Genomic DNA, 10,592 nt, shown 5'->3' on the forward strand with positions numbered 1-10,592 from the left:
CCGCCGCCCCTCTCCCGCCGCACCCGCTGGCGCCGCTTCGCCCTCCACCCCGTCACCGTCGCCACGACCGTCTCCGCCGTCCTCCAGCTCGTCTGGTTCTTCACGTTCGCGAACAGCGGCGGGGACCTCGCCGCGCAGGACGCCTGGGCGGAGTTCGTGGGCCGCCACCCCGACTCGGCGTACAACCTCGCCTGGTACGGCGGGATGCATCCCGTCTCGTACAGCATCGTGTCGCCGTACCTCATGCACGTGCTCGGCGTGCGCACGACGCTGATGCTCGCGAGCACGGTCTCCGCCGGGCTCATCGCCTACTGCGCCACCCGGATCAGCGCCGTCCGCAACCCGCACCTGGTGGGCCTCGCTGGCGTCTACGCGCTGCTGTGCAACACCGGTTCGGGGCGCGTCACCTTCGGCCTGGGCCTCATGTTCGGGATCGCCGCCGTGGCCGCCGTCTTCACCTGGCCCGAGGCGTGGCGCGGGGCGCGCGGGACGCGCGCGGTGACGGCCGCCCTGTGCGCGGCGCTCGCGACGGCGGGCTCCCCGGTCGCGGGCCTGTACGTGGGCCTCGTGGCGGTCGCGATGTTCTTGTGCAAACGCCGCAAAGGCGCGTACGTACTGGGCATCACACCGATCCTGGTGGTCGGCGCCTCGACGCTCCTCTTCCCCTTCTCCGGCACCCAGCCGATGTCCTTCGGCTCCACGGCGCTGCCCCTGGTCTTCGCGCTCTTCTGCTTCGCCCTGGTGCCCAGGGACTGGCGCACGGTCCGGATCACGGCGGCGGTCTACTTCGTCGTGGTGCTCGGCGTCTGGATCATCAGCTCGCAGATCGGCAGCAACATCACCCGCCTCGCGATGCTCTTCGCGGGCGTCGTCCTCGTCGCCGCGCTGCCGCACCTGCGGGCGCGCGGCTGGCGCTGGTGGACGGCGGTCGTCGGGATCTGCGGGTTCACCTTCTGGATCGGCTTCAAGACGGCCGACGACATCGTCCACACGACGCCCGCCGCCTCCTGGGGCCGCGAACTCGCCCCGCTGGTCCACCAGCTCCAGCACCACGACGCCGAGAAGGGCCGCGTCGAGGTCGTCCCGACCGGCGGCCACCGCGAGGCGTCCGCGCTCGCCCCGTACTTCAACCTGGCCCGCGGCTGGACCCGCCAGGCCGACATGGAGCGCAACCCGCTCTTCTACGACTCGACGCTCAACTCGGCCAACTACCACGAGTGGCTCAAGCGCTGGGCGGTCCGCTTCGTCGTCCTGCCCACGAGCAACGACAAGCCCGACGGCGACGGCGCCACCCGCGAGCGCGTCCTCATCACCTCCGGCCAGCCCTACCTGGACCTGCTCTGGTCCGACGCCAACTGGCAGGTCTACGAGGTCGAGCACCCCGTGCAACTCGCCGAGCCCCCCGCGACGGTCACCAGCACGGGCCAGTCCGAGCTGGTCATCAAGGTCACGACCCCCGGCCGCGTCCTCATCCGCATCCCGTACTCGCCGTGGCTGAGCGTGGTCGACAAGAACGGCAAGAGCTACCACGCCCCGAAGGAGACCGAGGAGTCCAAGAACCGCGAGGACGACTCGACCCCCAAGTCCTTCCGCAACCTCCACGGCTGCCTCTACGAGACCCCCGAGGACAAGTCCGGCGACAAGTGGACCGAACTCCTCGCCCCCCACCCCGGCACCTACCACATCGCCGGCCCCTACCAGATCCCCCGCGGCACCCCCTGCCCCGAGGAACTGAGACCCCCGGAACCGGACCAGACCGACTGACCCCCACAACACGCACGACAAAGGGCCGGCTCAGGGGGAGCCTCCTCCCGTCCCTTCACCTCCTGTGGCCCCGGCAGGATTCGAACCCGCGACAGCTGCTTGAGGAGTCCCGCCGGGCGGGTCTTCGACCGACGATGGAATCGCAGGTGCCGAGCACGAACATGCGGTACGGGAACGGGGGGCGTTGTGCGCGGGCATCCTCCGGCTCCTGGAACCCGCCCGAATCCCTTTGCCGGACACCGCCTAGGGCAGGTCGCGGCGGACCAGTGCCTGAGCGAACGGTTCTCCGGTGGCCCGGGCGTGGGCCATCCGCTCGCGCACCTCGCTGAGGGTGCGTGGGCGGTAACCGGGGCCGCCGCAGCAGTTCTTGTGGAAGCGCACACCGGCGTGCAGCAGCACGGAGAGGGTCCGCCAGGCGGCGGCGTCCCGCCTCTTGGGCGCCGCGAAGGCGGAGCCGACGTGGATCAGCGGTTCGGCGCAGCGCGGACAGACCCGGTCGTGGTCGTGGTACCCGGGGTGGGGCTGCTTGTACGAGGCCCGGCAGGGCAGGCAAACGTACGAGGTCTTGGCATGGGCCATCCGGCCAAGCTAATGCCGCCGGAGGGCCGGGCTCAACAGGTTTCCGCCGTGCTGTGCGGTCCCGCCGCTGAGGACCAACTGCCCGTGGTGGCCCCGGCAGCGAGGCTCCGGTGAAGCCCGCGTCAGGCTCCCCGAGCGGCCGAGAGGCTTGTCATGCCGGCGCCCGCCCAACTCGTCCTCCGCGGGCAGGTCGCGCGGCTCCCCACCTCTGCCCCCCCGCCACCCGTGTGTGCCCTACGGCTGCCGCGCGCACGAAGGCCCTCCCGCCCATTGGATGGAAGGGCCTCTGACCAGGCGTTTCACTGTGCCCCCGGCAGGATTCGAACCTGCGACACCCGCTTTAGGAGAGCGGTGCTCTATCCCCTGAGCTACGAAGGCGGGGTCTGTCGGCGAATGTGCTTCCGGCGACCGCTTGCGCCGGGCCGGGTCGTGGCGCATTCGAGGCAGAGTGGTGAGCAGTGGCCGTCGGGGCCCGCTCACCGCGGTCAGTGTAGCGGGTGGCGTGGCGGGGAGGGGGGCGGGCCCGGCCGGGAGGGTGGTCAGCGGTTGGGTCTGCCGTGGTCCTGGACGAGGATGGCGGCCTGGACCCGGGAGCGGACGCCGAGCTTGGCGAGGATGTGCGAGACGTGGGATTTCACGGTGGCCTCGGTGATGTAGAGGCGGTGGGCGATCTCCTGGTTGGAGAGGCCCTCGCCCAGGCAGTCCAGGACGTCGCGTTCGCGGTCGGTGAGCCGGTCGAGGCCCTCGGGGCTGGACTGGAGGGTGTTGCCCGTCCGGGCGAAGTGGGCCATGACGCGGCCTGCGGGGCCAGTACGCCGTCGCCTGGAGTTCCCCGGGGCTCGCCTTCTTCCGTGCGTCGCCGGTGAGGGCAGAGCCCTGGGTGTCGGGGGCCGGCCACCGCACGCTCGCATCGAAGTCGCCCGCCTCTGGCGGGCGCAAACTGATAGATCGGCCCCCTGCTCTTTTCGTCCCCGTGCTGAACCCGAAGCGCCGGAATTACCGTTCAGAAAAGTGTGAGTGAGCTTTTTTCAGCGTGGCCACTGATCGGGTGATGAGGTGGGTTCGGGGACTGGGTGCGCAACGGGCAGGGCTCCCGTGCCGTTGAGGGAGGTGTTCGAAGTCTCAACTCATCAGCACAGGAGCCCTGTTGGTTCCGTATCCTGCCGCACTCGACCTGCCCCACGCCCTGGTCGAGTGGGTCACCATGCTCATCGTCACCCGTGAGGGCGACCGACGGTGCAAACTCCCGCCGCACCGTCGTGCGCTGATCGCGCTCGTGTACCTACGCCGCCACGACACTCTCGCCCGCATCGCGGCAGGCTTCGGGATATCCGTCGGTACCGCCCACGCCTACGTCACCTCCGTCACCGGCCTGCTCTCCGGCCAAGCGCCCGGTCTGCTGAAGACGCTGCGCGCGCACGACCCGGGCTTCGTCCTCCTGGACGGCACCCTCGCGGAGTGCGACCGCGTCGGCGACGGCAAGGCCGACTACTCGACGAAAGACAAGCGGCACGGGGTGAACGTGCAGGTCGTCACCGACCCAGCCGGCGAGATCCTGTGGATTTCGCCGGCCCTCCCGGGCCGAGCCCACGACCTGACCGCCGCCCGCACTCACAAGATCTTCCGGATCTGCGAACGCCAGGGCGTCCCGATCCTGGCCGACATGGCCTACATCGGTGCCGGCGACTGGGTCACCACCGCCAAGCGTCGCCCGCCAGGAGGCGAACTCGCCCCCACAGACCGGACCCGGAACCAGGCCCTCTCCGCCGCCCGTGCACCTGTCGCACGCGGTATGGCGCGACTGAAGACCTGGCAGATCTTCCGCGGATCCCGCATCAGCCCCAACCGCATGACCGTCATCGCAAGAGCCGTCCTCACCCTGGAGAGGCAACGCTGAAAACGCTCAGTGACTGCCTGACGCGCGTTCCGTCGCGCACTCCCGCTCGCTCTCCGGCAAGTTCATCCCGGCGGGCTGAGGGAAAAGCCGAAGTGACTCGCCCCAGCCGTCAAGACGGCAAGGGAAGTCGAATGCGGGGGGCGCGCGGCTACTTGCCGGCCGAGGACTTGTACAGCCCGTAGACGGCCTCCAGCGCCATCAGGACGACGCCCAGTTTGGTCAGGGTGACGACCGGCGTTTCGATATCGCCGGTGAACTGCCATAGCACCACGCCGATGACGAAGGTGATTCCGCCCGCGACGACAGCTTTCGGTCCTGAATTCATGGTGCACTCTTCTCTTCCGGTCCGTGCGGCCGTACGGCCCGCCGGTGGCGCGCTTTCCTGGAACTGGTGCTCTCGATCGTCGTGGAGAAGGAGAGCGGGGACGTGGTGTGCAGCGCCGAGCAGGCCCGGCTCCATCTGGTCCGCGACGATGCCGCGCTGCCCCGGCGCCCCGAACTCGCTGCCTCCCGGCGGACGTCCGGAGCCTGACCCCGCAGCGGCGGGACCTCGGCCCGCCCGCGGCCCGTCCCCGGCGGGGCGGCCTCTGGGTCACCGCCTCGCGCGGCCGCCCCGGGGGGCGGTGGTGGCCGGTGGTGTCAGCCGGACTGCGCCGGGCTCTCCACCAGGGTCCGTCTCGCGGCGGTGAGCCCGACCGCCTCCGCGATGACCCGGTCCGGCCACTCCGGATGCGTGCCGATGATGCGCCGGGCGGCCGCGGTGCGTTCGGCGCTCCGGAGCGGCAGCCCGTGCGCGATGTTCGAACGGACCGCGAGGACGAACGCGTCCTCGGCGCTCCCGTCGAAGAACCGGGCGCGGAACTTCTCCTCGCCGCGCGGCCGCGCCGCGTGCACCCGGTGCGTACCGTCGATGACCCGCGTCGTCGGGCGGTGCACGACGATGGGCGGCAGCTCGGTCCCGGCCCCGGCGAGCAGCCGTACGTGCTCCTCGCCGGGGTGGGTGAGCCGTGGCGAGCCGGTCATCCGGAGCGAACGTACGAGGACCGATTCCACGGGGGACTCGGGGTGGTGCCCCGTCCCCCGCGACTGCGCCCGTGCGTCCTGGATGCCTGCGGTGGAACTCTCTTCGAGCGGGCTCCCCATTGCCCCCCCGCCGGTGGTCCTTCGTCCCTCGTCCAGCCATCCTTCCATCGCCCGCCGCGCGCCACACCCTACGAAAGGACGAGACAGGGTAGGGCCAAGTGGGCTTCGGGGAAACGGAGTCGGGGCTTCGCTGGGCGGGCCCGGCGGCGCTCCCGGGGCGTGGGCCCCTCCCGCCTCAGTCCCTGCCCACCCGCACCCGCCACCTTCCGTCGTCCGTCCTCCCCAGCACCTCGATCCGCGTGCGCGAGCCGTCGTCGCGGTAGGTCTCGCCGACGCCGAAGGGGGCGTCGGAGAGTTCGGCGTGGACGTTGGGGCTGCGGGTGCAGCCGCCGCTCTCCTTCTGCGCGTCGGCGACCGTGATCGGGCCCGCTCCCGTGTCCACGTCCGCGTCGACGCGGTAGACGAGCACGCCCGGTTTGCACACCTCCTCGTCGTTGCCGCCCCGGGTGCGGACCTCGGCGGCGATGCCCGACGTGTGCGAGAGGGGGACGAAGAGGAGCTTCCTGTCGTGGCCGGGTGCCGCGAGCGGTGCCACGGTGAAGTCGTGGGTGCCCGGCGAGGCCACGCAGCCCACCTGCTCGTCGTCCAGCCAGCCCAGCTTCCACTTGTGCCAGCCGAGCAGGTCGTTGCCGGCCCCCCAGTCCTCGCTCATGATGTCCCAGTGCCCCACCGCGCCCCCGCCGTCCTGCGTGTAGAGGTCGGGCAGGCCGAAGACGTGGCCGTTCTCGTGCGGGAGCACCCGGTAGCCCGTGTGCCCGTAGGAGCCCGAGCCGTCGTCCTGGCGGCTGTAGAGGAAGCTCGTGTTGGCGAGCGGGACGCCGTCGGCGACCGGCGCCTCGCGGTTGCCCGCGAAGGTCACCGACAGGACCGTGTCGAGCGCCGAGGGCCCGGCGTTCGGCGTGACGAGCACGTTCACGAGGTCGTACGCGGCGAAGTCCACCAGCGGGTCGGAGACCTTCACGAGGTCGCGCACGAGCTTGCGGTAGCCCGGCTCGAAGGGCGCGCCGCGCTCTATCCCGTACGCGGCGAAGGGCTTCGGCATCCGCAGCCAGCGCTTCACCGGGGTCTCGGGCCGGTAGTCGACGCGCCCGTAGGAACCGCGCTCGAACCAGCGCGTCGTCTGCGGGAAGAACTCCTTGAGCCGCTCGTCCACCGTGCCCTCGCCGCGCGCGTCGGAGAAGTCCACGAGCAGGTTGAGCGCGCGCACGCGGCCGGTGGAGCGCGCGTACCCGGCGGCGGTCGGCAGCCCCTCGGACATCTGCGTGCCGAGCGGCCCGGATATCCGGCAGGCGTCCACGCCGTCCCCGCCCCCGGTGGCGACGGGGCCCGCCGCCGAGTGCCCGGCGGCGTCGGGGGAGCCCGAACCCGTCGTGCTGAGCGTGACGGCGACGGCGAGCGGGGCGAGCGAGGCGAGCGCGACACCGCGCCGCAGCCGCGCGGCGCGCCGCAGGCGGGAGGTGGCCGGCGGAGCCGGGTACGGGGCGGACGAACGGGGCGGACCCGCGGGCGCCGTCGCGCCCCGGCCGGCGCGGGGACCGGCCGCGTCCGGGGCGGGGTTCCGCTCGCCCGGTGCGGGCTTCCGGCCGCCCCGGCCGGGTATCGGGCCCGAGGGGGGAGGCGCCCCGTTGGTCGGCTGCTCCATGCGTACCGGCCCTCCGTTCGCGGCAGCCGCCGTCCTGACCTGCGAGGCTGCCCCCTTTGCGGCCAGCCTCGGCGCGGGGCGGGCGGGGCGCGCGCCGGGTGCGGCCGATCGGTGGTTTCTGTGTGACTCGGGTCACACGCCGGGAGGGAAATTTCCGGGGAGGGCGTCCCCGTTTAGGAAGGTGTCGCCACGAGGAGGGGAGTGAATCCCCGTTTCGGGCACGCAGGACTCGGGGCGCCGCCGCGGCGGCCGCCCCGCACGGCACGCAGGGGCGCAGGCCACGCGTGCCGGTGACCGGCGTACGAGCGGGCAGCGGCCCGCGCGCGAGGTCCCGGCAGGGGCCGGAAGGGAGGTGGCGGTGCTCGCCATGACGGACAGCACGACCGGCGGCACGGCCGACGGCGCGACCGGTGGCCTGGCCGACGGTGTGGCCGCCGGCGGTGCCACGGCCGGTGGCGCGGCCCGCCCCCGTACCGGAAGCGCGGGGGCCTCGTGCGACAGCGGCTGCGCGGGGGAGCCCGGGAAGAAGGCCGGGCGGCCGCGCGCCGACGCGGTGCGCAATCGCGAGCGGATCATCGACGCCGCGCGCGAGATGGCCGTCGAGCACGGCGCCGAGGTCTCGATCGACGAGATCGCGCGCCGCGCCGGGGTCGGCAACGCCACGGTCTACCGGCACTTCCACGACCGCTCCGCCCTCGTCCGCGAGACGGTCAGGTCCGTCATGGACCGGACCGCCGAACGGGCCGAGGAGGCGCTCGGACTCTCCGGGGCCTTCGACGCGCTGTGCGTCTTCGCGCACGGCGCCGTCGAGGACCACGCGGGGGCCATGTGCGGGATGCTCAGCGCGAACGCCGACGAGGCCGAGCGCGAACACCCCGACCTGCGGGCCGCCCGCACCCGCCTGGAGGCGGGCGTGGCGGCGCTGATGGGCCGGGCCCGCGAGAGCGGCGAGCTGCGGCCCGATGTCGGCGCGGGCGACCTGATGCTCGTCATCTCCCAGCTCGCCCGGCCACTCCCGGGCTGCACCGCGGCCCTCAACGACCGCTATGTCCACCGCCATCTCCAGCTCTTTCTGGAGGGACTGCGGGCCCCGGCCCGCACGCCCCTGCCGGGCAGCGCCGCCACCCTGGAGGCTCTCCGCACCTCCTGACGGCTCAACCCCTGACGGCCCCTCACCCGGGGGCGGGCGCGACCGGCCGCGCCCCGTACCGCGTACCGCGCGTACGGGCCGCACGGCGCACACCCGGCCCCGCGGGTCCGTACGACCGCGCGCCACCCGCGTGCCGGAGCCCGTACGTCCCGCCGCGGCCCCGGGTCCGGTACGACCGCGTGCCACGCGGCCCGTACCGCCCGCGACCCACCCCCAGCACCCCGCACACCCGCACACCCGACCGGTCGGGACGGCGGCCCGCTCCGGGCCGGTATCCACCGACTTCTTGTCTTTTTTACCCGGTCGCAACCAGCCGCTCGGTGCGGCGTACGACGATGTCGCCCACCGGCCCCCGTCCTTTCCGTCCTTCCCTCACCCTCCACGGCGCCGCGCCGAGCCAACGGCGCGCCGCCCGCGTCCCGAGGTGGATCTCCCCATGTCAGAAACCCTCCGTACCGGCCCCACGGCCGCGTCGCACGCCGACCCCTCGGCGCCCGACCCGCGCCGCTGGAAGGCTCTCGTCTTCATCGCGCTCGCCCAGCTGATGGTCGTGCTCGACGGGACGATCGTGAACATCGCGCTGCCGAGCGCCCAGCGGGACCTCGGCATCTCCGACGGCAACCGCCAGTGGGTCATCACGGCCTACGCGCTCGCCTTCGGCGGTCTCCTCCTCTTCGGCGGTCGCATAGCCGACATGTGGGGCCGCAAGCGCACTTTCATCACCGGCCTCATCGGCTTCGCCGCCGCCTCCGCGCTCGGCGGGGCGGCGAACGGCCAGGCCATGCTGCTCGGCTCCCGCGCCCTCCAGGGCGTCTTCGGCGCCCTGCTCGCCCCGGCGGCGCTCTCGCTGCTCGCGGTCACCTTCACGCAGGCGAAGGAGCGCGCGAAGGCCTTCGGCATCTACGGCGCCATCGCCGGTGGCGGCGGTGCCGTCGGGCTCATCCTCGGCGGCTTCCTCACCGAGTACCTGAACTGGCGCTGGACGTTCTTCGTCAACGTGCCGTTCGCCATCGTCGCCGCGCTCGGCGCCATCTTCGTGGTCGTGGAGCCGAAGGGGCAGCGCAACCGCGCCTCCCTCGACATCCCCGGCGTCCTGCTCTCGACCCTCGGTCTCGTCTCGCTCGTCTACGGCTTCACGCGTGCCGAGTCGAACGGCTGGAGCGACTCCGTGACGATCGGCAGCTTCGTCGCCGCCGTCGTGCTCCTGGGCTCGTTCCTCCTGGTCGAGGGGCGCGTCAAGGCCCCGCTGCTGCCGCTGCGCGTCGTCACCGACCGCACCCGGGGCGGGATCTACCTCTCGCTGGGCCTCGCGATCATCGCGATGTTCGGTCTCTTCCTCTTCCTGACCTTCTACCTCCAGGTCGTGAAGGGATACTCGCCGGTCAAGACCGGTTTCGCCTTCCTGCCGATGATGGCGGGCATGATCACGGGCTCGACGCAGATCGGCGCCCGCCTCATGACCCGGGTCCCGGCGCGGCTGCTCATGGGCCCCGGTTTCCTCCTCGCGGCGGTCGGGATGCTGTTCCTGACGCAGATGGAGGTCGGTTCCGGCTACGCGAGCCTCGTGCTCCCGGCCGAACTGATGCTGGGCCTCGGCATGGGCACGGCGTTCATGCCGGCCATGTCGCTCGCCACGCACGGCATCCAGCCGCGTGACGCCGGTGTCGCCTCCGCGATGGTCAACACCTCGCAGCAGGTCGGCGGCGCGATCGGTACGGCGCTCCTGAACACGATCGCGGCCTCGGCCACGACCGCGTACCTCACCTCGCACGCGGGCAAGGGCGGCGACGCCCGTCTCCTCCAGGCCCAGGCCCTCGTGCACGGCTACAGCAACGCCATCTGGTGGGCGGTCGGCATCCTCCTGGTCGCCGCGACCCTCGCCTTCACCCTCGTCACCACCGGCAACCGCAAGAGCGGCCCGGCGGCGACGAGCGGCGACGGCGACGCGACGGACGGCCGCCCGCGGAACGCGGAGTCGGCGGACAACGAGATCGTGGACGTGCCGGTGACAGCTCACTGAGCGGACGCCGGGTCGGGCGGGGTCGCGTGGGGCGGGGAGCTGCTCGGTCTGGGGGAACGCCCGGCTCTGCGGGAACGCCTGGTCTGGGGGACTGTCCGGCCCGGGGGACTACTGATCGGTCCGGTTGGGCGGCTTGGCCCGCTGGGACCGCTCGGTCCGGGGGACTGTCCGGCCTGGCGGGACTGCCCGGCCCGGGGGACTGCTCGGTCTGGCGGGACTGCCCGGTCCGGTGAGACCGTCCGGTCCGGGGGGCTGCTCGGCCTGGCGGGACTGGCTGGCCTGGCGGGAACGCCCGGTCCGGTGGGACCGCACGCCGTGGCCGGGTCCCGCCCGCCGCTTTGGCGCGGCGCGCTCGCTGCGCTGGAGCGGGACGAGCACGTAAGACGAACTGCCCGGC

Annotated in this window: 10 protein-coding genes and 1 tRNA gene; 5 read left to right on the forward strand and 6 right to left on the reverse strand. The window is 72.7% G+C overall.

Annotated features, from left to right (window positions below):
* Positions 1 to 1,764, forward strand: a 1,764-nt coding sequence (locus tag SSBG_RS16945) for a hypothetical protein (protein ID WP_078491333.1), incomplete at its 5' end; no start/stop codon positions are given.
* A 243-nt stretch (positions 1,765 to 2,007) separates the two neighbouring features.
* Here SSBG_RS16945 and SSBG_RS16950 read toward each other — a convergent pair.
* From SSBG_RS16950 to SSBG_RS16960, 3 genes are all read right to left on the reverse strand, one after another.
* Positions 2,008 to 2,343 (reverse strand): hypothetical protein, encoded by a 336-nt coding sequence (locus SSBG_RS16950; protein WP_008747317.1) that lies wholly within the window; start codon positions 2,341 to 2,343, stop codon positions 2,008 to 2,010.
* Between the two features lie 305 nt (positions 2,344 to 2,648).
* A tRNA-Arg gene (locus SSBG_RS16955) sits at positions 2,649 to 2,721 on the reverse strand.
* A 161-nt stretch (positions 2,722 to 2,882) separates the two neighbouring features.
* Complete coding sequence (locus SSBG_RS16960) at positions 2,883 to 3,134, reverse strand: LuxR C-terminal-related transcriptional regulator (RefSeq protein WP_050776786.1); 252 nt, start codon at positions 3,132 to 3,134, stop codon at positions 2,883 to 2,885.
* Positions 3,135 to 3,490: 356 nt separating this feature from the next.
* Between SSBG_RS16960 and SSBG_RS16965 the strand changes: the two genes are divergently transcribed.
* Positions 3,491 to 4,240 carry an IS5/IS1182 family transposase gene (locus SSBG_RS16965; protein WP_008747319.1) on the forward strand — a complete coding sequence of 250 codons (750 nt, stop codon included), beginning with the start codon at positions 3,491 to 3,493 and terminating at the stop codon, positions 4,238 to 4,240.
* Between the two features lie 148 nt (positions 4,241 to 4,388).
* Here the strand turns inward: SSBG_RS16965 and SSBG_RS33720 are convergent, their stop codons facing one another.
* Positions 4,389 to 4,565 carry a DUF5708 family protein gene (locus SSBG_RS33720; protein ID WP_086023065.1) on the reverse strand — a complete coding sequence of 59 codons (177 nt, stop codon included), beginning with the start codon at positions 4,563 to 4,565 and terminating at the stop codon, positions 4,389 to 4,391.
* A 66-nt stretch (positions 4,566 to 4,631) separates the two neighbouring features.
* Between SSBG_RS33720 and SSBG_RS33300 the strand changes: the two genes are divergently transcribed.
* Positions 4,632 to 4,772, forward strand: a complete 141-nt coding sequence (locus SSBG_RS33300; RefSeq protein WP_158677791.1) for a hypothetical protein — start codon at positions 4,632 to 4,634, stop codon at positions 4,770 to 4,772.
* A gap of 107 nt (positions 4,773 to 4,879) precedes the next feature.
* On the opposite strand, the gene SSBG_RS16970 is transcribed toward SSBG_RS33300, so the two are convergent.
* On the reverse strand, positions 4,880 to 5,263 hold the full coding sequence (locus SSBG_RS16970) for a ParB/RepB/Spo0J family partition protein (RefSeq protein ID WP_234010564.1): 384 nt from the start codon (positions 5,261 to 5,263) through the stop codon (positions 4,880 to 4,882).
* A 295-nt stretch (positions 5,264 to 5,558) separates the two neighbouring features.
* A complete protein-coding gene (locus SSBG_RS16975) occupies positions 5,559 to 7,025 on the reverse strand; it encodes a M6 family metalloprotease domain-containing protein (RefSeq protein ID WP_106429354.1) in 1,467 nt (488 codons plus the stop codon).
* 367 nt (positions 7,026 to 7,392) lie between these two features.
* Between SSBG_RS16975 and SSBG_RS16980 the strand changes: the two genes are divergently transcribed.
* Both SSBG_RS16980 and SSBG_RS16985 read left to right on the forward strand, forming a co-directional pair.
* On the forward strand, positions 7,393 to 8,175 hold the full coding sequence (locus SSBG_RS16980; protein WP_078491490.1) for a TetR/AcrR family transcriptional regulator: 783 nt from the start codon (positions 7,393 to 7,395) through the stop codon (positions 8,173 to 8,175).
* Between the two features lie 436 nt (positions 8,176 to 8,611).
* Positions 8,612 to 10,195, forward strand: a complete 1,584-nt coding sequence (locus tag SSBG_RS16985) for an MFS transporter (protein WP_008747324.1) — start codon at positions 8,612 to 8,614, stop codon at positions 10,193 to 10,195.
* Positions 10,196 to 10,592 lie beyond the last annotated feature (397 nt).

This window comes from Streptomyces sp. SPB074 (assembly GCF_000154905.1).
GTDB lineage: Bacteria > Actinomycetota > Actinomycetes > Streptomycetales > Streptomycetaceae > Streptomyces.

Excerpts from the sequence above, each read along its gene's own strand:
- SSBG_RS16950 (WP_008747317.1), bottom strand. The coding sequence starts at position 2,343 with ATGGCCCATGCCAAGACCTCGTACGTTTGCCTGCCCTGCCGGGCCTCG.
- SSBG_RS16960 (WP_050776786.1), bottom strand. The coding sequence starts at position 3,134 with ATGGCCCACTTCGCCCGGACGGGCAACACCCTCCAGTCCAGCCCCGAG.
- SSBG_RS33720 (WP_086023065.1), bottom strand. The coding sequence starts at position 4,565 with ATGAATTCAGGACCGAAAGCTGTCGTCGCGGGCGGAATCACCTTCGTC.
- SSBG_RS16970 (WP_234010564.1), bottom strand. The coding sequence starts at position 5,263 with ATGACCGGCTCGCCACGGCTCACCCACCCCGGCGAGGAGCACGTACGG.
- SSBG_RS16975 (WP_106429354.1), bottom strand. The coding sequence starts at position 7,025 with ATGGAGCAGCCGACCAACGGGGCGCCTCCCCCCTCGGGCCCGATACCC.
- SSBG_RS16980 (WP_078491490.1), top strand. The coding sequence starts at position 7,393 with ATGACGGACAGCACGACCGGCGGCACGGCCGACGGCGCGACCGGTGGC.
- SSBG_RS16985 (WP_008747324.1), top strand. The coding sequence starts at position 8,612 with ATGTCAGAAACCCTCCGTACCGGCCCCACGGCCGCGTCGCACGCCGAC.